Source organism: Mesorhizobium sp. LNJC391B00 (assembly GCF_000502535.1).
Classification (GTDB): domain Bacteria; phylum Pseudomonadota; class Alphaproteobacteria; order Rhizobiales; family Rhizobiaceae; genus Mesorhizobium.
Window position 1 is genome coordinate 624,402 of the sequence record NZ_AYWI01000002.1, and the last position, 22,523, is coordinate 646,924.

Here is a 22,523-nt window from a genome sequence, read left to right on the forward strand (position 1 = left end):
GCCATCCCGGTTGCTTGATGGCCGGGTTTGACGCCGAATGTGGGCATAGCGAATGAAATCGGCATTCCAGAACGCAGGCCCGCGGAAAAATCGTACCCATCCGAATTCGCTGAAGTGGCCCTGTCGGAAAGCCCGCATTGGGCGTTCCATCGCGTCCAGTTGGGCAAACGGTCGGTTCCATGCAGCACGGGACACACTTTGGAAGACCCTCGAAACCGGCGTGCCGGCAAGATGGTGGCCGGCAAGATGGTGGCCGGCAAAACGGTGGCCGTCCATGACGCGACAGCTCGTCCTGCATGAAGACGATGTCGGCATGTGCCATGGCGCCAACAGCGCCTTCCTCGAACTGACCGCATTGGGCGCCTGCAGCTCCGGCGCCGTGATGGTGCCGTGCCCATGGTTCCCTGAGATGGCCGAAGCGGCAGCCGCCAATCCCCGGCTCGATCTCGGCGTCCACCTGACGCTGAACAGCGAAAAGCAGCACTACAAATGGCGGCCGCTGACGTCGCCGTCGCGCGCGGCCGGCCTGACGGACGAGTTCGGCTATTTCTGGCCCGATGTCGCGACCACCCGCCGCAAGGCAGCACCGCAAGCGGTGGAAACCGAGCTTCGCGCCCAGATCGACACCGCCTACCGCGCCGGCATCGACGTCACTCATCTTGACGCCCATATGGGGGCAGCGCTGTCGCCCGAGTTTTGCGACGTCTACATCAAGCTCGGCCTGGAATATCGGCTGCCGGTGCTGTTGACCAAAACGCTGTCGGCCTATTCGCCCAATGACAATCTCGTCGGCGTCACCGAAGCGGCGTTCCAGCGCGGCGTCACTGAAGCCCGCGCTAAGGGCTTTGTCATCTTCGACGCCGCCATTCAGACGACCTGGGGCCGTCCACGCTCCAAGCCGATAGAGCCCGCCTACAAGGCATTGGTCGAAGGGGTGCGCGAAGGCCTGACCTTCTTTTGCCTGCACTTCAACGCGCCGGGCGAGCTCGAACTGATCGAGCCGCGCTCCGCCTATGTCCGCACCGAGGAATATGAACTCTTCCGGGACCAGGGTTTTCGCGACTGGCTCGGCGTGCAGGACATCGACATCATCGGCATGAAGCCGCTGCGCGAGGAGCTTCGTGCACGGCTCGGGGCATCGACACCGGCAAAGGCCCGCAAAGCGGCCACCCGGGCAGCACCGTAAGCCGATCCGGTCGGCCGAGGCGCAAAGAGGGAATTGGAACTGCAACGACAATGGGAGAATGACATGAAGACTGTTCTGAAACTGGCGCTCGGCGCGCTTGTCTCGATGAGTATGCTGGCGGATGTCGTGCAAGCCGCGGGCCTGAAGGACCCGAAGGATGTCCGCATCACCTTCGTGGTGCATGGCTCGGCCTCCGATCCCTACTGGTCGGTGGTCAAGCGCGGCGTCGACGATGCGGCGGCGCTCACCGGCGCCAAGGTCGAATATTATGCGCCGCAAGTGTTCGACGTGGTCGAGCAGGCTCGCCTGCTCGACGCGGCCATCGCCACCAATCCAGACGGCATCGCCGTCTCCATTGCCGACGCCAATGCGCTTGGTAAATCGGTCAAGGCCGGACTTGCCGCCAACATTCCGATGGTCGTTCTGGATTCCGGCGAGAAGGAAGGCGCCGAACTCGGCACCTCTCTCTACGTCGGCACAGTCTCCGAATATGATTCCGGCAAGAAGGCCGGCGAGCGGCTGGCCAAGGAAGGCACGCTCAAAGTCGTCTGCATCAACCACGAGGTCGGCAATGTCAGCCTCGACCAGCGCTGCCAGGGGTTGAATGACGGGCTGAAGCCGTCAGGCGGCGGCACCGAGGTGCTTACCGTGTCGCCCGATCCGGCCGACATCCAGCGCCGCACCGAGGCCTATCTGTCGGCGCATCCCGACACCCAGGCGGTGTTTGCGCTCGGCGCCACCGCCGCCAATCCGCTGATCCCGTTCTTCCGGCAGAAGGAACTGTTCGGCAAGATCAAGCTCTACACCTTCGACATCAGCCCCGAAGTCCTGGATTCCGTCGTCGCCGGCGAAATGGGCTTCGGCATGGACGCCCAGCAATATCTGATGGGATACCTGCCGGTGATCTATCTGGTCGAGCATGCCACACATGGCTTCTGGCCGCAGAACAACGCCTACACCGGGCCGCTGTTCATCGACTCGCCCGACAAGGCCAAGGCGATCCTGGCGCTCGCCAAGGACGGCATCCGCTAAGGCAAGACCAAAACGGATCGGGGAGCCGCCATGCGCTCCCCGTCTCTGGTCGAGATTGCGAAGTGAGCGATTGGGGAGCCTAATGGCTGTTGTGGAAGACAAGGCGATACCTCCAGAAGCGCCGGCCCCCGGGGTACTGGGCAAGGACCGTTTCGGCATGACGTCGAAACGGGCGGCCGGCGCTGACGAGCGGCTGGCCAGCACCGGCCGGCTGACTCAATGGCTGCGCCGGCCCGAAGCCGGTGCCGCCGGCGGCCTTATCGCCACCATCATCATCTTCGCCCTGCTGCCGGGTGCAGCGAACCTCTATTCGCTGCAGGGGTCGATGACCTTCCTGACGCTGGCGGCCGAACTCGGCATCATCGCCACTGCCGCAGCCCTTCTCATCATCGCCGGCGAGTTCGATCTCTCGGTCGGCTCGATGGTCGGCTTCGCCGGCGTCGTCATCGGGCTGACGGTGAAATACTGGGGCCTGCCGCTGTGGGGCGGCATCGCCTGCGCCTTCGCTGTCGCCATCCTCACCGGCTACGTCAACGGCCTGATCGTTGTGAAGACCCGCCTGCCCTCCTTCATCGTGACGCTGGCGTCGCTCTACATCCTGCGCGGCCTGTCGATCGGCATCACCCGCGCCGTCACCGGCCGCACGCAGATCCCCTATATACTCGACGGCGCGCCGGACCCGGCAACCGCGGGCCTGTTCAACGGCCATCTCCTGACCGGCTTCTTCCAATGGATGGGCACGCAAGGTTGGATCGCCACCCGCACCGACGGCATTCCCTTCGTCGTCGGCATTCCGATGTCGATCGTCTGGTGGCTCGGACTGACAGCGCTTGCCGGCTATGTCTTGACCCAGACCAAATACGGCAACTGGATCTTCGCCACCGGCGGCGACCTCAATGCCGCCCGCAATGTCGGCGTGCCGGTCGACCGGGTTAAGATCGCGCTGTTCATCTACACCGCCTGTGCCGCGACCTTGCTTGCCACCATCCAGGTGATGGAGGCCGGCTCCGCCGACACCACGCGCGGCCTGCTCAAGGAATTCGAGGCGATCATCGCCGCGGTCATCGGCGGCGTGCTGCTCACCGGCGGCTACGGCACCGTCTATGGCGTGCTGTTCGGCGCGCTGATCTTCGGCCTGGTGCAGATGGGCATCTTCTACACCGGCATCGACACCGACTGGTTCAAGGTCTTCCTCGGCATCGTCATTTTGATGGCCGTGCTGGTCAACAACTATATCCGCCTCAAGGCGCTCGGACGCGGAGGCGGCAAATGACCTACCCAAACCCGTCCCCGGCCATCCAGCCAGCCATGGAATTGCGTGGTGTGTCGGTTAATTTCGGCTCGGTGCGCGCGCTGCAGGATATCGACATCAAGGTCTATCCCGGCGAGGTGCACTGCTTGCTGGGCGACAACGGCGCCGGCAAGTCGACGCTGATCAAGGTTCTGTCGGGCGTGCACCGGCCGACCAAGGGCGAGATTTTCGTCGACGGCAAGCCCGTCACCTTCCGCAGCCCGCGCGACGCGCAGGACCTCGGCGTCGCGACGGTCTTCCAGGACCTCGGCATGATCTCGCTGATGTCGATCACGCGCAACTTCTTCCTCGGCCGCGAGCCGACCAGAAGCCGCCTGCCCTTCTCGCGCTTCGACAAGGAGCGCGCCAACACAATTGCCCGCCAGGCGATGGCCGATATCGGCATCGACGTGCGCGACCCGACACAGGCAGTCGGCACGCTGTCGGGCGGCGAGCGCCAATCGGTGGCAATCGCGCGCGCAGTCCACTTCGGCGCAAAGGTGCTGATCCTTGACGAGCCGACCTCGGCGCTCGGCGTGCATCAGGCGGCCATGGTGCTGAAATTCATCATCGAGGCGCGCATGCGCGGGCTGGCGGTGATCTTCATCAGCCACAACATCCACCACGCCTACCCTGTCGGTGACACTTTCACGCTGCTCAACCGCGGCCGCAATCGCGGCACATACGCAAAGTCCGAGATCTCGCGCGACGAGGTGATTTCCATCATGTCGGGCGGCGAGGATCTGAAGGCGGTGGAAGCTGAGATTGCCGGGCTGTTGGCGCAGATCGGCAATCGGCCGGCCGCCGCACCCTGAGCCTGGAACACTTTGCAGAGAGTTTTAGCAGCATGAGCAGGATACGGGTTGGCGTTATCGGCGCCGGCATGATCTCGCAGGTCGAGCATATTCCGAACCTGTTGCGGCTCGGAGACCTGTTCGAACTGGTCGGCGTCGCCGACCCGTCAAGGATTTCGCGGGAATATGTCAGCGAAGTTCACGGCATCGCCAATTTCGAAACGCCGGAGCAACTGTTCGACCATAAGCTCGACGCCGTCGTCATCGGCTCGCCCGACCCGCTGCATCACGAGCAGGTGCTGGCCGCACTCGGGCGCGGCCTGCATGTCTTCTGCGAAAAGCCGCTCTGCTATTCCCCGGCGGAAATCGCCGAGATCATCGCCGCGCGCGATAAGGCCGGCAAGGTCATGCAGGTCGGCTATATGAAGCGCTTCGATCCGAGCTACCGGCTGGCGCTGGCCTCGCTGCCCGGCACGGCAAAGACGCTGCGGTCCGTCTCGGTCGAGGTCAACGATCCCGATGCCTGGCCGTTCATCGTCCACCAGCGCTACAAGCGCGGCAACGACATTCCCGAGGAGCTGATTGCCGCCGCGCAAGCCAGGCAGAAACAACAGGTCGAACGCGCTATCGGCCAGCCTTTGAACGATCTGGCTTTCCGTGGATTTACCGCCGCTTACAGCTCCGCCTTGATTCACGATGTGAATGCCGTACACGGCCTGCTCGACGCGCTCAGCGTGCCGGATGGCGAGGTCGTCGGCGCGCAGATCTTCGCCAATGGCGATGGCGGCCAGGGCGCAGTAAAACTGCTCGACGGCCAGGCGCTGTGGACGATGACGCATCTCACCGTGCCGAAGCTCGCCGACTACAAGGAACGCATCACGCTGTTCTTCGACGCTGCCAGCCTCGAGCTCGAATTCCCCTCGCCCTGGCTCAACCATCACCCGACCCGGCTGACTGTGAAGACCTCGGACGGCCACACACTGTCGACGAAGGATCTACGCGCCGGCTACGGCGAAGCCTTCGTCGAGGAACTGCGCGGCTTCTGGGGTGCGATCGTCAATGGCGACGAGGTGGTCAACCGCCCCGAGCACGCCGCGCGCGACCAGGCGCTGCTGATCGCGCTGACCAGGCAGCATTTGGCCACTTCGCAGGCCGGCTGAGCGCTCGCAGGATGTGTTGAGATTCAGGTCAGGCCGCGCCGAAAACATTGGGTTCGAGAACCGGAGCGGAGCGTACTTAAGTACGTGAGCACCGGAAGCGCAGAAAGCCGGCGTTTGCAGGCCCGCCTCACCTGAATTTCAGCACATCCTACCGGGTGTTGATGACGCCGTCTGTATTGGCGAGCAGCTTGCGCACCGCGTTGCGGGCCGCCTCCGGCCGCTGCAGGCGGATGGCCTTCTCGATCGCCTCGTGCAGTTGCTGTGCATGCTGCAGATCGTCGAGTTCGCGCGTCGTATAGGTGAACAGATGATCGAAGGCGGATTCGATCAGCACGCCGAGCGGCACCAGCAGGTCATTGCCGGAGGCACGCAGGATGGCCAGATGGAAACGTGTGTCGGCGCGCGTGCGCTCCTGCAGGCTCGACGCCTCGCCCATCTCGCGGCAGGCCTGGCTGATCTCGGCCATCTGCTCCTCGGTGCGTCGCATGGCTGCGAAGGCAGTCGCTTCCGGCTCGATGATGTGGCGGAATTCCTGCACCGTCTTCAGGAACACCTCACGGTCGGGCGCGGTCGCGTACCAGGCGAGCACATCGCGATCGAGCAGGTTCCAGCGCTCCCTGGGCTCCACCCAGCTGCCGATCTTGGGGCGCGATGCCAAAAGGCTTTTGGCCATCAGCATCTTGATCGCTTCGCGCACCGCAGAGCGGCTGACGTTGAAGGTTTCGGACCATTTGGCTTCATTGGGCAGGATGGTGCCTGGCGGATAGTCGCCGCGCACGATCCGAAGCCCGATTTCGCTGGCCAGCGAGGCATGCACGCTGGTGCCGGGCATCCGGGTGGCGTCAGCCCGGCGAAGGGTCGCCGGGCGCTCGCCGGATACCGCCTTTTCAGGCTTCTTTCCCTTATTCGGCTTTCCGTCCCTCATGCGTCCACAAAGTCCGGATTTCGAAAGCTGTCAAGCAAAGGACGGGACGTTGACGGCAAAGCCTGCGGCTGTGCACAGATCAGGTCGCAACCTTGCCCCCGGCCGTCCTATTTGACGTATTTGCGCCAGCTGTGCTCGGGACGGAAGCCGAGCATGTCCCTGGCCTTGCGGTTGGAGAGCAGCGTCTCGTATTCGCCGAGCTGCGTCTTGACCGGCACGTCGGGATAAAACCGCTTCAACAGTTCCGCTGTCGGCAGGTCGGACGAGGTGTCGTCATTGGCGGCGTTGAACACCTGGAAGCCGAGCCCGTCCGTTTCAACGGCGCGTAGCGCGATCTGGCCGAGATCGCGCGCGTCGACATAGCTCCAGGCGATGCGCTTGCGAAAGCCCGGATCGGCAAACCACTTCGGAAACAGCGAATATTCGTGCGGCTCGATGACGTTGCCGATGCGCAAGGCATAGATATCGGTGCCGTTGCGCTGCGCAAAGGCGCGCGCCGTGTGCTCGTTGACGACCTTGGACAGAGCATAGCTGTCCATCGGATCGACGTCGTATTCTTCGTCGAGTGGGAAATATTTGGGATCGCGCGGCTCGTTGGCGAACACCACGCCATAGGTGGTCTCGCTGGACGCGATCACCACCTTGGGGATGCCGAGCTTCACCGCCGCCTCGATGATGTTGTAGGTGCCCATCGCATTGATGCGGAACACCTCATTGTCGGTCGTGATCATGATGCGCGGTATGGCGGCGAAATGCACCACGGCATCGACCGGCTGCGGGCGCAGCGACGGATCGAATTCATGCAGGCCCATATAGCTCGACAGCGCGTTGAACACCTGGCCGCTGTCGGTGATGTCGGTGATCAGCGTGCGTACCTTGGGATTGTCGAGCGGCTTGGTGTCGATGTTGAGCACCTGGCAGCCCTGTTCGATCAGATATTGCACGACATGGCGACCGGCCTTGCCGCTGCCGCCGGTGAACATGATCCGCTTCGTCATTTTCGTCTCCAATGCCTAGGATTTCTGTGTATTGTCAGACAATATGGCATTCCGCAACCACCCTCGCCCGCAAGACGGCGGCGCCCAATATCAATCATCGCAACAGGACTTCAAGACATGACCACGACCGCCGCGAGCGAAAAGATCGGCTTTATCGGCCTTGGCCTGATGGGGCACGGCATTGCCAAGAACATCGTCGACAAGGGCTATGGCCTGACCTTCCTCGGTCGCAAGAACCGCAAGCCGGCGGAAGACTTGGCTGGCCGCGGTGCGAAGGAAGTGGCCACCTCGCGTGAGGTGGCAGCGGCATCCGATATCGTCTTCATCTGCGTCACCGGCTCGCGCGAGGTCGAAGCCATCATCCGTGGCCCCGGCGGCCTCAAGGAGGGCCTGAAAAGAGGCTCGGTTGTCGTCGATTGCTCGACCGCCGATCCGGTCTCGACCGTGGCGCTGGCGGCGGAACTGAAGGAGATCGGCGTCGACTTCGTCGATGCACCGCTCAGCCGCACGCCGAAGGAAGCCTGGGAAGGCACGCTCGACGCCATGGTCGGCGCGCCCGACGCGCTGTTTGCCCGTGTGAAGCCGGTCATCGAAACCTGGGCCGGCCGCATCGTCCATATTGGCGACACAGGTGACGGCCACCGCATGAAGCTGCTCAACAACTTCATCTCGCTGGGCTATGCCGCGATCTATTCCGAGGCGCTGGCGCTGGCCGAAAAGGTCGGCATCTCGCCACCGCGTTTCGACAGCGTCATCCGCAACGGCCGCATGGATTGCGGCTTCTACCAGACCTTCATGCGCTGGACGCTGGAGGGCGACCGCGACGCGCATAAATTCACCATCGCCAACGCCTTCAAGGACCTGACCTATCTGGAATCGATGGCGGGTGCGGCCGGCATCGCCAACCCGCTCGGCAACGCCACCAAGAACTCCTTCGCCGGTGCCCATGCCACTGGCCCGGCCGAGCAATTCGTGCCGATGCTGGCGACATATATCGGCAAGGTCAACGGCGTCGACCTGATGCCCAGCAAGGATGGCAAGAAGCAGACGATTTGAGGTGGCGAAAAGCCTGTGTCAGCGCCTCGACCGGCCGATAACATCGTCGGTGTTGGCGAGCAGTTTGTGCACCGCATTGCGCGCGGCCGCAGGACGCTGCAGGCGGATGTTCTTCTCGATCGCCTCATGCAGCGCCTGCGCCCGCCGCTGATCGCTGGTCTCGCGTGTGACGAAGACAAAGAGATGATCGAGCGCCGACTCGATCAGAACGCCAAGCGGCACCAGCAGATCGTTGCCCGAGGCGCGCAATATGGCGAGGTGAAAACGCGTATCGGCGCGGATACGCTCCTGCAGGTTCAGAGCCTCGCCCATCTCACGACAGGCCTGGCTGATCTCGTCCATCTGCTCGTCGCTGCGCCGCATTGCGGCAAAGGCCGACGCTTCCGGCTCGATGATGTGACGGAACTCCTGCACCGTGCGCAGGAAGGCCTCCCGGTCCGGCCCGGTCGCGTACCAGGCCAGCACATCGCGGTCGAGCAGGTTCCAGCGTTCCCTGGGCTCGACCCAGCTGCCGATCTTGGGCCGTGAAGCCAGCAGGCTTTTGGCCATCAGCATCTTGATGGCTTCGCGCACCGCCGAACGACTGACATCGAAGGTCTCGGCCCATTTGGCCTCGTTGGGCAGAATGGTGCCGGGCGGATAATCGCCGCGCACGATTCTGAGGCCGATCTCGCCGGCCAGCGAGACATGGACGCTCGCTCCCGGAAAATGCGCGGCACCGGCCCTGCGCATGACAGCCGGACCGCGGCTGGCTTGTGCCTTGGCCCGCTCGGTTCGCTTCTTTGATTTCTCGTCCGGCATTCACGTTCCAATGCGTCGGCCGTCTGCGTCCGGACTGGTCCGAACCTGCACGGCGCGCCGATCTCGTTGCCGAAAAATCCAAACTACAGACGCGTCAAAGCCGGAGCCTGCTGCCCCAACCGTTGCGTCCGTTCGGGAAGAGACGGGGCGCCCGTCAAAGGGCGCCCCGAAATCGAGAACCTACTTCTGGATGCAGGTGTCGACCGTGTCCTTTGTGCATTCGTCGAGGCCGGTGAACACCGGATCGGCGACGGCCTTGCCTTCGACCAGATCGATCATCACCGATGGTGCCTTGTAGCCCATTTCGAACGGCCGCTGACCGACCAGAGCGGTCACAAGGCCGTCACGGGCGATCGCCACTTCATCGCCAATCGTATCGGCGGCGCCGATGACGAAGTCGTTGCTGGCGATGCGGTCCTTGAGCGGCCCGAACAGGTCGCGATAAGGCTGCGGTGCGCCAAACAGCGGCCAGCCGCCCATGATGCCGAAGGCGTCGAGCTTGGGATTGGCGGCGAGGATGTCGGTCATCGCCTGCACGCCCTTGGCGCCATCGTCATTGGTGAACACCGGGCAACCGGCGACTTCGGTCCAGCCGCCTTCGCCGGCAAGTGCCGCCAGGCCTTCCTTGCCCGACAGCGCGTCACGCATGCCCTGCGCGCGGCGCAGGATGTTGTCGGCCGCGGGATTGCCTTCGATGGTACAGATCGTGCCGCCGTTCGGCTTGCCCTTCTTGATGTACTCGCCGATCTTGTGACCCATCAAATAGTTGTCGGTGCCGAGATAGGTCTTGCGCAGCGCGGCATCTTCCTTGCTGAGATCGGCGTCGAGCGTCATGATCGGGATCGTCGGATTGGCGGTCTTGATCGTCTGAGCGATCAGCGGCGCGTTGGATGGCGAAATCGCCATTGCCACCGTGTCGGCCTTGCTCAGCATGTCCTGAACGATCTGCGCTTCGCCGGCCTCGTCGGAGGTCGATGCCGGGCCGGTGTAGAAGCATTCATATTCCGAGCTTGCATTTTCCTTGTTCCATTTCTCGCAGCCCTGGTGGATGGCTTCGAAGAATGGATTGTCGAGACCCTTCACCACGATGACGAGCTGTTTCTTGGCCAAAGCCGGCCCGGCGCCCAGCGCCATGGCGGCGACGGCGGCGAGCAAAAGTGTTTTCCTCATGTCAGTCCTCCCTTGAAACAGACGGACACGGCGTGCCCGCCACACAGATCGACCGGATGCTTAATGACCGAGGTTCGTTTCACGAGCACTCGTGTCGCCAAGACAGATCGATAAGCATTTCCAGATGCGGCATTGGCCCGGCTCACACAAGGGTGGCGCCGCAACCTCGACCGATAAACCTCCGCCGATTCCGCCCGGCTAACCGCCAGCGGCATCGGCATAATCTCCTCCGACGCTTAGCTAATATCGGCTTGCGGCCAACGTCAATGCTATTTGTCCTACAAAACGGATTTTTGGATAACCAAGGCTTCAATTCGTCCGACAATTGATTGACGAGCGCCGGCTTTTGCGTAAAAGAACGCTGACGCTGTTTCCGGGAGGAGATGGGGAGAGCGGGGCCAAAGCAGCGCCGGCATTCACGCCGGGAACAGCAGCGGGTCGCAAAACACGGGGAGGCAAAGACTGGTGGCGGTTCTCGAACTCACCAATATCTCGAGGCATTTCGGCGCCATCCAGGCGGTCAACGACGTATCGCTGTCGATCGAGCCCGGACAGGTGGTCGGCCTGATGGGCGACAACGGCGCCGGCAAGTCGACACTGGTCAAGATGATCGCCGGCAATTTCCGCCCCAGCCATGGCGTCATGCGCATGGACGGCAAGGAGTTGATCCTGCACAAGCCGGCGGAAGCTCGCCAGCACGGCATCGAGATCGTCCACCAGGACCTGGCGCTGTGCAACAATCTGACCGCTGCCGCCAATGTCTATCTCGGCCGTGAATTGCGCCGCGGCTTCGGCCCTTTACGCATCCTCGACTATGCCGCCATGTACAAGCGCGCCGGCCAGCTCTTCGCCGAGTTGAAGTCCGAGACCCGTCCGCGCGACCTCGTCAAGCAGATGTCGGGCGGCCAGCGCCAGGCAGTAGCGATCGCGCGCACCATGCTGTCGCAGGCGAAGATCGTGTTGATGGACGAACCGACGGCCGCGATCTCGGTGCGCCAGGTCGCCGAAGTGCTGAACCTGATCCGCCATTTGCGCGACCAGGGCATCGCAGTGGTGCTGATCAGCCACCGCATGCCTGACGTGTTCACCGTCGCCGACCGCGTCATCGTCATGCGGCGCGGCCGCAAGGTCGCCGACAAGACGATTGCGTCAAGTTCGCCCGAGGAAGTCACCGGGCTGATCACCGGCGCCATCGAACAGGTTTGATCTCAGCGAATTTCACCACGCACAGCACATGAAGGTCGACGATGGCACTGACAATTGACCAGCCGATCGAACAAAAGCAGCAATCCTTGCCGGCAAGACTGTTTGCCAGCCAGACCTTCTGGGTGGTGATCGCGGTCATCCTGGCCTGCCTGTTCCTGTCTTTTGCCACCGACGCCTTCGCCACGTCGAAGAACCTTTACAACATCACCCGCAACATCACCTTCGTCGCCATCATCGCGCTCGGCATGACCTTCGTCATCATCACAGGTGGCATCGACCTGTCGGTCGGTTCGGTGCTCTGCCTGTCGTCGATGGTGCTGGCCGTCACCATGCATGCCGGCTACTCCATCGAGGTCGGCATCCTCGCCTCGATCGCCACCGCGCTCGCCATAGGCGCCTTCAACGGCATCATGATCGCCTATCTCGGCTTTCCACCCTTCGTGGTGACGCTCGGTATGCTGTCGATTGCCCGCAGCCTCGCCATGGTCGCCTCCAACAACACCGTCGTCTTCCAGTTCGGCCCGGATCACGACAAGCTTCTGGCGCTGGGCGGCGGTGCATGGGTGTTCGGCATCGCCAATCCGGTGCTCTACATGATCCTTTTGGCGCTGATCACCGGCTTCACGCTGCGCTGGACCAAGTTTGGCCGCCACATCTTCGCCATTGGCGGCAATGAGCACGCGGCGACGCTGACCGGCGTTCCCGTCAAGCAGATCAAGGTCGCCGTCTATATGATCTCGGCGCTGGCGGCGGGCATTGCCGGCATCATCCAGACCGGATGGCTGGGCGCCGTCACCACCAATCTCGGAACCGGCATGGAACTGCAGGTCATCGCCGCCACGGTCATTGGCGGCGCCAATCTCGCCGGCGGCGTCGGCACCGCCTTCGGCGCTATTGTCGGTGCCGCGCTCATCGAAGTGATCCGCAACAGCCTTGGTCTGCTCGGCATCAATGCTTTCTGGCAAGGCGTGTTCATCGGCGGCGCCATCCTGCTCGCGGTGCTGTTCGACCGGATCCGCAACTTCAGGCGCAATGACTGAATGTTTTTGGACTGAACCTTTCGGCTGGAAACCGTTGCCTTGACATCGAAAACCCTGTTCGAGCTCAACGGCCGGCTGGCGCTGATCACCGGCTCCGGCCAGGGCATCGGCCTGGCGCTGGCGCGCGGCCTTGCCGAGCATGGCGCAAGTGTCGTGCTCAACGGCCGCGATGCCGGCAAGGTTGCCGGTGCTGTCGCCGGCTTGCGCGACGCTGGCTTCAAAGCGCACCCCTCGACCTTCGACGTGACGGATTTTCGCGCGGTCGATGCCGATGTCGCCCGCATCGAGGCCGAGATCGGCGCCATCGACATCCTGATCAACAATGCCGGCGTGCAGTTCCGCGCTCCGCTCGAGGACTTTCCCGAGGAGCAGTGGGAGCGGCTGTTCAAGACCAATGTCTCCGGCGCCTTCCATGCCGGCAAGGCGGTCGCCCGCAATATGATCGCGCGCGGCAAGGGCAAGATCATCAACATCGGCTCGGTGCAGAGCGAACTCGCTCGGCCCAACATCGCGCCCTATACGGCCACCAAGGGCGCAATCCGCAATTTGACACGTGGCATGTGCACCGACTGGGCGAAATACGGCTTGCAGGTCAATGCCATCGCCCCCGGCTATTTCCGCACCGAGATGAACCAGGCGCTGGTCGACAACCAGGAATTCTCCGCCTGGCTGGAAAAGCGCACGCCGGCTGGCCGCTGGGGGTATGTCGACGAACTGATCGGCGCCGCCGTGTTCCTCGCCTCCGACGCCTCATCCTTCGTCAACGGCCATACGCTTTATGTCGACGGCGGCATGACGGCTTCGGTTTGACGGGAAACCCTATCGCTCAGTCTGAAAATCCACCACTACGGCCGGCAGCACACAGCGGCTTTCGCCCCGCGCCTTGACGCGAGCCCGAACTCAGCCGCACAATCCCGTCGCAGGCGAAGGGAGGCCAGTCGTCTGCGGGAGGTATAACCCATGACGGACGCGATCAGGCTCTATTGGGGCCGGTTCGGACATGTTTCTGTCCTGAATGTCGCCAGCGACTTCGTCACCCATGCGCATGTCGAGGCCCACATCATCATCTGGCTGGAGGGCACGGCCGGCGAGATGACCGTCGGCCGCGAGACGGTGCCGCTGGGTCCCGGCACCGCCGCCGGCATCAATTCCTACCAGCCGCACAGCCACATTCTGTCGCAGAACGGCAGGCCCGGCCTGTTCCTCGCTTTCTACATCGATCCGGATTGGGCGCGCCGGCGCCGCGACCTGCCTTCGTCGGCGCCGTTGTTTGCACAGGCTGCGATCACGCTCGAACCCTGGCTGCACCAGGCCGCCGCCAACCTGCTCGACCATTTGAGCGATAATGAAAGCATCGACGACGTCGCCAATTACGAGATCGAGCGCTTCATCGATAGCCTGCTCGACGCCGCCGACGCCTCGGCGCCGCAGGAGGCGCGGATCCGGGTCAACACAATGCAGGATTTCCGCGTCCGCAAGGCAATCCAGCTGATGAAGGCCAATGTCTGCGAACGCATCTCGTTCGACGACGTCGCCCGCAGCGTCGGCCTGTCGCGGCCGCACTTCTTTGCTTTATTCAAGGAACAGACCAATCTGACGCCCAATGTCTACTGGAACACGCTGCGCATGGAGGAAGCCGTGCGGCAGCTGCAGTGGTCGCAGGAGCCGCTGATCTCGGTCGCCTGCAATCTCGGCTTCACCACCCAGGGCAATTTCTCGCGCTTCTTCCGCGACCATGTCGGCGTGCCGCCGACGCTTTACCGCGAGGCGGCGCGGGCCATGGCCTGAGCCAAGCCGCTCGTTTTTCAGACTCCTTGATAGGGCCGCAAGACCCATTGATAAGCGCAGCGCCGGCCGCCGCCCTACCCTGCAGCGTATCGAATTCGTAGGGGAATGATCATATGGCTGAAGTCACCGTCTCCAGCGTCATCGACGCGCCGGTCGAAAAGGTCTGGGCGCGCATCCGCGACTTCAACGGCCTGCCGGGCTGGCATCCGCGCATGGTCAAGAGCCATATCGAAGACGGCAAGAGCGCCGAAACCATCGGCTGCGTGCGTAGTTTCGAGCTCGCCAGCGGCGCGCGTATCCGCGAAAAACTGCTCGACTTCTCGGATGCGGATTTCCGCGTCAGCTATTCGATCCTCGAAACGCCGCAACCGCTGACCAATCACAAGGCGACGCTGCAATTGCGCCGCGTGACAGACGGCGACCGCACCTATGCCGAATGGACCGCGAGCTTCGACGCGGCACCCGACGAGGCCGACAAGATCGCCGCCGGCATGGCCGCCAATGTCTTCCAGGGTGGCTTCAATGCGTTGAAGAGCCATTTTTCTGGCCAGAGCTGAGTCAGGGGAGACTGCCATGGCGCTTGCCCTCCAGACCTTTTCGGCCGTCAGGGATGCCAACGCGGCGCTGAAGGCGCCCGGCACCCGCTATCTCGGCGGCGGCACACTGGTCGTGCGCGCCGCCAATGAAGGCGATATCTCCGTCTCCGGCCTTGTCCGCTCGACCGATCCGACCCTTTCCGGGATCACTGTTGCCGGCGGCAAGGTCCGCATAGGCGCTTCGGTGACGATGGCGGCTATCGCCCGCCATCCGGAGCTTGCGGCGCTGTCCAGGGCCGCACGCGCCGTCGGCGGCCCGGCAATCCGCAATATGGCGACTGTCGGCGGCAATCTGTTCGCACCCGCGCCCTACGGTGATTTCGCTGTCGCCCTGCTGGCGCTGGATGCGACGGTTGGCACCGATGATGGGGAATTGCCTATCGAGGATTTCCTGGCCAGGCGGGACGGCAGCCGCGCCATCGTCACGTCAGTCGCCTTCGCACTGCCGAAGGCTGAGAATTTCCGCTTTCTGAAAGTGTCGCGGGTCAAGCCGAAGGGCGTCTCGGTGCTCAGCATCGCCGCCGTTCTCGAACAGGCCGGCGACGGCACTGTCTCCTCGGCGCGGATCGCGCTCGGCTGCATGGCAGACCGGCCGATGCGCGCCCGCGCTGCGGAAAAGGCACTGATCGGCAGCAGGCTTGACCAGGGCGGCATCGCAGCGGCGCTGGCTGCAGCCGGTGAAGGCACTTCGCCAATCACCGATCCGATCGCCAGCGCCTGGTATCGCGCCGAGGTTCTCCCGGTCCATCTCGGCCGGCTGCTGCTTACTTAACCACCGCTTGGGGGGCGCGCGTCTGTCCGATCAATCGGGCAGGCGCGCTGGGAGGAAAACATGGCAAAGGTTCCGGTTCAGTTCACGCTCAACGGCTCGGAGAAGGCCGAATTTGTCGACAGCGGCACGACACTGCTGCACGCGCTGCGCGACAAGATCGGCGACACCTCGCCCAAGGGCGGCTGCCACCAGGGCACCTGCGGCGCCTGCTCGGTGATCATCGACGGCGAACTCCGGCTCTCTTGCCTGACCCTGGCCGAGACCTGCAGCGGCGCCGACATCCGCACCACATCGGGCCTCGCTGAGGCCGGCGTCCTGCATCCGCTGCAGCGTGCCTTCCTGGACGCCTTCGCCACGCAATGCGGCTTCTGCACGCCGGGCATGATCATGGCCGCCAAGGTGCTGCTCGACCATACCCCCAATCCGAGCCGCGAGGACGTGATCGAGGCGCTGTCCGGCAATATCTGCCGCTGCACCGGCTACGAGCCGATCATCCAGGCGGTGCTGACGGCGGCCCGAGCCAATTCGCAGAACGCGGCCTAAGGACCAAAAGAATGGAACTGCGCAAAAACTATTTCGCCGATCAGCGCAAGGACGGCCTGCACGAGATCGGCCATGGGCGGCCGCGGCTGGATTCGCCGGGACATGTGACGGGCAAGACCGCCTATTTCGCCGACCGCAATTTTCCTGGCATACTGCACCTGAAGATGGTCCGCAGCCCGCATCACCACGCCCGCATCCGCTCCATCGACACCTCCGAAGCAGAAAAGCATCCGGGTGTGATGAAAATCCTTACTGCCAGGGATGTGCCGCACAATGTCTACACCATCCTGATCCTGATCCAGGTCGGACCGGAAGACGAGACGGTGCTGGCCGACGGCAAGGTACGCTGGAAGGGCGAGGCGGTGGTGGCGGTGCTGGCCGAGACCGAGCGCGCGGCTCAGGAAGCGGCAGCCAAGGTCAAGGTCGACTACGAGGTGCTGCCGGCCGTCTTCGACATGGAAGAAGCGCTGAAGCCCGGCGCGCCTTTGGTCAATGAATATCACGGCCAGAACTATTACCTCTACGACAGCGGCGAATGCCGCAAGGTGCGCTTCGGCGATGTCGAGGCGGGCTTCGCCGGCGCCGACCACATCCTGGAACAGAGTTATCAATCCTCGCCGATCGAGCATGCGCCGACCGAGACCACCGGTTGCGTCGTGGTGCCGGAAGGCAATGATCGCTTCACCTGCTACACCAACACCCAGGCGATGTTCTTCACCCTCGACAACGCCTCGATCATCCTGCAGATGCCCGGCTCCAAACTGCATTTCGTCGGCGGCACCGTCGGCGGCGGCTTTGGCGGCAAGGTCGACGTCATCGTCGAGCCGATCGCCATTCTTGGCGCCAAGCTCACAGGACGTCCCGTCTCCTTCATCTACAGCCGCGAGGAGGAGATGCAGATCTCGTCACCCCGAGCGGCCGAAAAGATAATCATCAAGGACGGCGTGATGAACGATGGCCGCATCGTGGCTCGCAAGGTGACCGGCTACACCGATGCCGGCGCCTATTCGCGCCACTCGCCTTATGGCGCGCAGAAGGGAGCGGCGCACTATCCCGGCCCCTACACCATTCCCAATGTCTGGATCGACACCTACTGCGTCTACACCAACCGCACCCCCTCCTCCGCGATGCGCGGCTTCGGCGTCACCATCGGCGACTTCGCGCTTGAGGTGCAGATGGACAAGCTGGCGCGGCTGATCGGCATGGACCCGCTCGAATTCCGCTTCATCAACGCCTATCGCGATGGCGACATGAAGGCGCATCGCCAGCCGACCGAAGGAGCGGCGCTGATCGAGTGCATGCAGGAGGCGTCGCGCGCCGCCAACTGGCCTGTGGCGGAGAAGTATATGGCGATGTCCTCCTACAAGAAGGGAGCTTGAGATGGCGCTAAGGCGCGGACGCGGCGTCGCCGCGATCAACTATCCGACGGGCATGAACCTTGGCGGCGACCCGACGCAGGCGCTGGTGCATTCGACGCCGACCGGCAATTTCATGGTGACGCTTTCCAGCGTCGATCTCGGTCAGGGCTTGAAGCAGATCATGGCGCAGATCTGCGCCGAGACCATCGGCGTGCCGACGGACCGGGTTACCATCGACACCGCCGACACGGACACCGGTCCGCACTGCATGGGCACCTTCGCCTCGCGCGGCACCCACCGCGCCGGCAACGCCGTCATCCAGGCGGCCAAGGAAGCGCGCCAGGTGATGCTGGAAGTGGCGGCGGAAGAGCTGGAGGTGAACGCCTCCGATCTCGAAACTGATGGCGAGGGCAACATTCTGGTCAAGGGCGCGCCGCAAAAGTCGATCTCGATCTTCGATGTCGCGCTGTCGGCTCATTTCAAGCGTGGCCGCTCGATCTCAGGCCGCGGCATGTTCCTGATCCCGCGCTCCTATCCGGAGAAAGAGACCGGCGCGATGAAGCCGTCGACCTGCTACGCCCATGCCTGCACGGTGGCCGAGGTCGAGGTCGATGACGAGACGGGCGAGGTTACGGTGCTGACCGTCAAGAACGTCTTTGAGATCGGCCGCGCGCTGAACCCGAAAATGGTCGAGCAGCAACTGGTCGGCGGTTCCTGGATGGGCATCAGCCACGCGCTCTACGAAACGACCGAGCCCTATTATCCCAACCGCGACCATGGCGGCACCGACTTCAACCAGTATCTGATGCCGGGACCGGGCGATCTCGCCCAAACCGAGATCATCGTGCTGGAGCGGCCGTCGGCGGATGGTCCTTACGGTGCCAAAGGACCAGGCGAAATGTGCGCGAACCCGCAGATCCCCGCGGTTGCCAATGCCGTTTTCGACGCCGTCGGCGTGCGCATCGACACGCTGCCGATCACACCGGAGCGCATATTGCGCGCGCTGAAGGCGCAAGCGGCGAACTGAGGACGACATGCAGGAGCCGAATGCCGAGACTGTCGCGACCTCGCCGGAGGCGGTGGCACGCCACCTCGCTGGATCGCGCTACCTCGCCGACGACAGCCTGGCCACCGCCATCTTCCTGGCCATACGGCTCGGCAAGCCGCTGCTGCTGGAAGGCGCGCCCGGCGTTGGCAAGACCGAAGCTGCGAAGGCGATCGCGCAACTGCTTGGCCGCGATCTGGTGCGGCTGCAATGCTATGAAGGCATCGACGCAGCACACGCGCTCTACGAATGGAACTACCAGCGCCAGCTGCTCGCCATCCGCCATGCCGGCGAGCATGAGATCGACATCTATGACGACCGCTTTCTGATCGCGCGGCCATTGCTGCAGGTGCTGCGGGCGCCGGAGCAGCGCGTGCTGCTGGTCGACGAGATCGACCGCTCCGACCACGAATTCGAAGCGCTGCTTCTCGAATTCCTCTCCGACTTCCAGATCAGCATCCCTGAGCGCGGCACGATCCGCGCCGAGGCGCAGCCGATCGTCATCCTGACCTCGAACCGAACCCGCGAACTGGCGGAGGCGCTGCGTCGGCGTTGCGTCTATCACTGGATCGGCTATCCCGACGCCGAGCGCGAAGCCGCCATCATCATGCTGCGCGCCGGCGATGTCGCCGAGACCACCGCGCGCGCCGTGGCGAATGCCGTGCAGTCGATCCGCGCGCGGCCACTGGCCAAGCCGCCCGGCATCTCCGAGGCCGTCGAATGGGCCAACGCCGCCACCATACTGGAGAAAGGCGGCAGCCCATGGCCGCAAGCCTTCCGCCGCGCCATCGGCGTGCTGATCAAGGACGAGGAGGATTTGTCCGCGATCGCGCCGGAGCTTGGTGCCATCGTCGAGGAGGCGCTGGGGTGACGTGTGAGGTCAACAGCTCGTTCACAGCGAGGTGGCCTCACCTGGGCACTCTGCAACGCTGGCGGGACAGCGCCCCCCTCTGTCCTGCCGGACATCTCCCCCACAAGGGGGGAGATCAGCCGTCATCCTGGCTTTCGCCAATCTCCAGCGGCGCAGAAAGAACCGAAGCGCCAAAGCTGCTGATCTCCCCCCTTGTGGGGGAGATGTCCGGCAGGACAGAGGGGGGCGCGAAGGAATGATGCGTCAGGGAACCCTTCCTCTCGCCTCCGCGCCCTTCCTCGACTTCGCCCGGCTGCTGCGCCGCCACGCCTTTGCCGTCGCCCCCGAGCAGGTCTGCAGCTTCATGCAGGCCATAACCCTGCTCGGCCCGCGCTCCATGGCCGACATCCGCGAGGCGGCGCTCGCAACGCTTGCCCCCCCGCCCGATCGCCGCGGCGAATTCGAGGCGCATTTTCGCAATCACTTCCATGGCGATGGCCAACCCTCGATCGAAGGCGAGGAAGACGAGGAAACCCGCATCAAAGACGATCACGGCACGCGCCAGGAGGAGAAACAGACGACGCGCCAGGAGAAAGGCGGCGAGCTGTCGTCGGGCCTGGAGCAACTGAGCACGCGCGATTTTCAGCGCGACGATGACAGGCTGACCGCCTTTCGCCGCAAGCTGTCGGCTGCCCTCCCCGCGCGCCGCTCATTCCGCACCGTGCGCACCCATTCGCGCGGCAAGCTCGACCTGCGCCGCTCGCTCAGGGAAATCGTCAGCGCCGATGGCGATATCCCCTCGCCGCAGCTCCGCCGCCGCCAGACGGTGCCGCGCAAACTGCTGATCCTCATCGACGTCTCCGGCTCGATGAAGCTGCACACATCGGATTATCTCAAATTGGCGCACGCCGCCGTACAAGGTGCTGACCGTGCCGAAATCTTCACCTTCGGCACGCAGCTCACCCGAATCACGTCCGCACTGCGTATCCGCGATCGCGACCAGGCTCTCGCCCGAGCGGCGGCACTCGTAGACGACTGGGACGGCGGCACGCGCATGGGACCGACCCTGCTCGCCTTCCTCTCGGTGCCGCGGTTCTCGGCCTTCACGCGCGGTGCCGCTGTGATCATCCTGTCGGACGCGCTGGAGCGCGGCGACCATGCCGATCTCGAGACCGCGATACGCCGCCTGAGCGCCCGCGCCTTTCGCCTGTCGCTGGCCACACCGCTGGCCGGTGACCCGCGTTTCCTTCCCGCCACGGCAGCACTCCGCGCCATCCTGCCTGATCTCGACGATCTCATCGACGGCTCGTCGCCCGGGAGCCTCACCGATTTCATCCTGTCGCTCGCCCGCCCTGCCCCGGCGGCGTCGGCAATCTGGAAAAGGGTATCGTGATGCAGAAAGCCATCGACGCGCATTTCCACATCTGGCGCCAGCAGGATCAGCCCTGGCTGGTCGGCCCGATGGTGCCGCGCATTTTTGGCCCCTACGAGCCGATTCGCCGCGACTATCCGATCGAGGAATTTCTCGCCGATCAGCAAGGCGCAGGTGTCGAGAAGGCCGTCTATGTCCAGACCAACTGGGCCAAGGAGGATTTCGAAAAAGAAGTCGCCTTCCTGCAGAAGACTGCCGACGAGACCGGCTGGCCGCACGCTATCGTCGGCTATACCGATATGACTGTCGACGATGTCCGGCCCCAGATCGATCGATTGAAAAAGTACCCGCTGCTGCGCGGCGTGCGCATGCAGCTGCATTGGCACGAGACGCCGGCCTTCCGCTTCGCTGCCTCGGCCGATCAGGTCATCGACCCCAAGGTGCGGGCCAATGTCGCGCGGCTTAAAGACTATGGCCTGTCCTTCGACCTGCAGCTTTTCCCTGCCCAGATGAAGGACGGGCTGACGCTGGTCGGCGAGAACCCGCAGATCAACTTCATCCTCACCCATGCCGGCATGCTGACCGGCATGGAGCCGGAAACCACCGAGGCCTGGAAAGCCGGCCTGAGTACTCTATCAACAGCGCCGAACTTCTACGCCAAGCTGTCGGGCCTCGGCACCTTCGCCCACCGCAACGATCCGGCGTTGATTGCCTACATCGTCGACAATGCGATCGACATTCTGGGCGCTGACCACCTGATGTTCGGCTCCAACTTCCCGATAGAGAAGCTCTGGACCAGCCACGCCGAACTGATCAAGGCGCATCGTGCAGCCGTGGCGAAGCACGGTCCGGTGGCGGAAGCGGATATCTTTTGGAATACAGCAGAGAAGGTTTACAGACCGGCATAGCGCACGCTTTCCCTTCTCCCACAGGGGAGAAGCGAAAGCCGCCCCTCACTTCACTTCAAACTCAGGATCGACCGGAATCTGCATCGCAGTCACCAGATGGTTGGTCTGCCCGGCCAGCCCGATGATCGACGCCAGCTCGCCATGCTGCGCATCGGTCAAGCCTTTGGCGCGGGCAGCTGCCGTATGCGAATGGACGCAATAGGAACAGCCATTGGCGGTCGACACAGCGATGTAGATCATCTCCTTGGTCAGCGGATCGATGGCGCTTTCCGTAGCCATCACCACTTTCACCTGGTCCCATGTCCGTTTCAGCAAGGCCGGATCGTTGGCCAGCCCGCGCCAGAAATTGTTGACGAAGTCCGACTTGCGCGTCGCGCGGATGTCGTCGAACACAGCCTTCGCAACCGGGATTTTTTCGACCTCGGCATCGCTGAGGAGTTTTGTGGCGGCCATGGCGTTTCCTTTCGTTGAATCGGTGGATCAGGTGGTTGAATCAGGTTTCGAGCAAGGGCGGCTAACCGGCTATTCCGATTCAGTTTTTGATGCTGACAGAACCATGGCGATTGGCCGAAGCATCTCAGCTTCGTCATTCACGGGCGAAGCAGGCGCGAAGCGCCGTCGCGGAGACCCGA

Annotated in this window: 23 protein-coding genes; 18 read left to right on the top strand and 5 right to left on the bottom strand. The window is 63.5% G+C overall.

Annotation, left to right across the window (positions count from 1 at the left end; all coding sequences use genetic code 11):
* Positions 1 to 274: 274 nt before the first annotated feature.
* The 5 genes from X750_RS22945 to X750_RS157055 all read left to right on the top strand — a co-directional run bounded on the left by X750_RS22945 (position 275) and on the right by X750_RS157055 (position 5,463).
* The gene (locus X750_RS22945; RefSeq protein ID WP_023746971.1) at positions 275 to 1,186 is read left to right on the top strand and encodes a polysaccharide deacetylase family protein; all 912 of its coding nucleotides are present in this window, start codon (positions 275 to 277) and stop codon (positions 1,184 to 1,186) included.
* A 63-nt stretch (positions 1,187 to 1,249) separates the two neighbouring features.
* On the top strand, positions 1,250 to 2,218 hold the full coding sequence (locus X750_RS157070; RefSeq protein ID WP_023705619.1) for a sugar ABC transporter substrate-binding protein: 969 nt from the start codon (positions 1,250 to 1,252) through the stop codon (positions 2,216 to 2,218).
* 157 nt (positions 2,219 to 2,375) lie between these two features.
* Positions 2,376 to 3,491, top strand: a complete 1,116-nt coding sequence (locus X750_RS157065; protein ID WP_023746972.1) for an ABC transporter permease — start codon at positions 2,376 to 2,378, stop codon at positions 3,489 to 3,491.
* Complete coding sequence (locus X750_RS157060) at positions 3,488 to 4,324, top strand: ATP-binding cassette domain-containing protein (RefSeq protein ID WP_023712088.1); 837 nt, start codon at positions 3,488 to 3,490, stop codon at positions 4,322 to 4,324. Before X750_RS157065 ends, X750_RS157060 begins: the two co-directional genes overlap by 4 nt.
* Before the next feature lie 32 nt (positions 4,325 to 4,356).
* Positions 4,357 to 5,463: a Gfo/Idh/MocA family oxidoreductase gene (locus X750_RS157055; protein ID WP_023746973.1), complete on the top strand. Its 1,107-nt coding sequence runs from the start codon at positions 4,357 to 4,359 to the stop codon at positions 5,461 to 5,463.
* Between the two features lie 148 nt (positions 5,464 to 5,611).
* Here X750_RS157055 and X750_RS157050 read toward each other — a convergent pair whose 3' ends face one another.
* Entirely contained in the window at positions 5,612 to 6,388 is a 777-nt protein-coding gene (locus X750_RS157050) for a FadR/GntR family transcriptional regulator (protein ID WP_023746974.1), read from the bottom strand.
* A 107-nt stretch (positions 6,389 to 6,495) separates the two neighbouring features.
* Complete coding sequence (locus X750_RS157045; RefSeq protein WP_023746975.1) at positions 6,496 to 7,386, bottom strand: NAD(P)-dependent oxidoreductase; 891 nt, start codon at positions 7,384 to 7,386, stop codon at positions 6,496 to 6,498.
* Positions 7,387 to 7,503: 117 nt separating this feature from the next.
* Here X750_RS157045 and X750_RS157040 point away from each other — a divergent pair, with 117 nt between their 5' ends.
* Complete coding sequence (locus tag X750_RS157040; RefSeq protein WP_023682235.1) at positions 7,504 to 8,442, top strand: NAD(P)-dependent oxidoreductase; 939 nt, start codon at positions 7,504 to 7,506, stop codon at positions 8,440 to 8,442.
* 18 nt (positions 8,443 to 8,460) lie between these two features.
* Here the strand turns inward: X750_RS157040 and X750_RS157035 are convergent, their stop codons facing one another.
* The gene (locus X750_RS157035; RefSeq protein ID WP_023746976.1) at positions 8,461 to 9,243 is read right to left on the bottom strand and encodes a FadR/GntR family transcriptional regulator; all 783 of its coding nucleotides are present in this window, start codon (positions 9,241 to 9,243) and stop codon (positions 8,461 to 8,463) included.
* A gap of 180 nt (positions 9,244 to 9,423) precedes the next feature.
* Positions 9,424 to 10,413, bottom strand: a complete 990-nt coding sequence (locus tag X750_RS157030) for a sugar-binding protein (protein WP_023673050.1) — start codon at positions 10,411 to 10,413, stop codon at positions 9,424 to 9,426.
* Between the two features lie 414 nt (positions 10,414 to 10,827).
* Between X750_RS157030 and X750_RS157025 the strand changes: the two genes are divergently transcribed.
* The 12 genes from X750_RS157025 (at position 10,828) to X750_RS156970 (ending at position 21,891) form a co-directional block, all read left to right on the top strand.
* The gene (locus X750_RS157025) at positions 10,828 to 11,619 is read left to right on the top strand and encodes an ATP-binding cassette domain-containing protein (RefSeq protein WP_245261375.1); all 792 of its coding nucleotides are present in this window, start codon (positions 10,828 to 10,830) and stop codon (positions 11,617 to 11,619) included.
* A gap of 41 nt (positions 11,620 to 11,660) precedes the next feature.
* Positions 11,661 to 12,659, top strand: a complete 999-nt coding sequence (locus X750_RS157020) for an ABC transporter permease (protein WP_023673048.1) — start codon at positions 11,661 to 11,663, stop codon at positions 12,657 to 12,659.
* A 39-nt stretch (positions 12,660 to 12,698) separates the two neighbouring features.
* A complete protein-coding gene (locus X750_RS157015) occupies positions 12,699 to 13,469 on the top strand; it encodes an SDR family oxidoreductase (protein WP_031205458.1) in 771 nt (256 codons plus the stop codon).
* 150 nt (positions 13,470 to 13,619) lie between these two features.
* Positions 13,620 to 14,447, top strand: coding sequence for an AraC family transcriptional regulator (locus X750_RS157010; RefSeq protein WP_023673046.1), 828 nt, complete (start codon positions 13,620 to 13,622; stop codon positions 14,445 to 14,447).
* A 113-nt stretch (positions 14,448 to 14,560) separates the two neighbouring features.
* The gene (locus X750_RS157005) at positions 14,561 to 15,004 is read left to right on the top strand and encodes an SRPBCC family protein (RefSeq protein WP_023746977.1); all 444 of its coding nucleotides are present in this window, start codon (positions 14,561 to 14,563) and stop codon (positions 15,002 to 15,004) included.
* 16 nt (positions 15,005 to 15,020) lie between these two features.
* Complete coding sequence (locus X750_RS157000; protein ID WP_023746978.1) at positions 15,021 to 15,815, top strand: FAD binding domain-containing protein; 795 nt, start codon at positions 15,021 to 15,023, stop codon at positions 15,813 to 15,815.
* Positions 15,816 to 15,875: 60 nt separating this feature from the next.
* Positions 15,876 to 16,358 carry a (2Fe-2S)-binding protein gene (locus X750_RS156995; protein ID WP_023746979.1) on the top strand — a complete coding sequence of 161 codons (483 nt, stop codon included), beginning with the start codon at positions 15,876 to 15,878 and terminating at the stop codon, positions 16,356 to 16,358.
* An 11-nt stretch (positions 16,359 to 16,369) separates the two neighbouring features.
* Entirely contained in the window at positions 16,370 to 17,737 is a 1,368-nt protein-coding gene (locus tag X750_RS1000000167335; RefSeq protein WP_023746980.1) for a xanthine dehydrogenase family protein molybdopterin-binding subunit, read from the top strand.
* Between the two features lies 1 nt (position 17,738).
* Positions 17,739 to 18,743 carry a molybdopterin cofactor-binding domain-containing protein gene (locus X750_RS1000000167340; RefSeq protein ID WP_023696212.1) on the top strand — a complete coding sequence of 335 codons (1,005 nt, stop codon included), beginning with the start codon at positions 17,739 to 17,741 and terminating at the stop codon, positions 18,741 to 18,743.
* Between the two features lie 7 nt (positions 18,744 to 18,750).
* The gene (locus X750_RS156980) at positions 18,751 to 19,632 is read left to right on the top strand and encodes a MoxR family ATPase (protein ID WP_023736011.1); all 882 of its coding nucleotides are present in this window, start codon (positions 18,751 to 18,753) and stop codon (positions 19,630 to 19,632) included.
* A gap of 235 nt (positions 19,633 to 19,867) precedes the next feature.
* The gene (locus tag X750_RS156975) at positions 19,868 to 21,004 is read left to right on the top strand and encodes a VWA domain-containing protein (RefSeq protein WP_023736012.1); all 1,137 of its coding nucleotides are present in this window, start codon (positions 19,868 to 19,870) and stop codon (positions 21,002 to 21,004) included.
* Complete coding sequence (locus X750_RS156970) at positions 21,004 to 21,891, top strand: amidohydrolase (RefSeq protein ID WP_023687944.1); 888 nt, start codon at positions 21,004 to 21,006, stop codon at positions 21,889 to 21,891. The genes X750_RS156975 and X750_RS156970 overlap by 1 nt, the downstream gene beginning before the upstream one ends.
* Positions 21,892 to 21,936: 45 nt before the next feature.
* Here X750_RS156970 and X750_RS156965 read toward each other — a convergent pair whose 3' ends face one another.
* Positions 21,937 to 22,344 (bottom strand): carboxymuconolactone decarboxylase family protein, encoded by a 408-nt coding sequence (locus X750_RS156965; protein WP_023736013.1) that lies wholly within the window; start codon positions 22,342 to 22,344, stop codon positions 21,937 to 21,939.
* Positions 22,345 to 22,523: the final 179 nt, after the last annotated feature.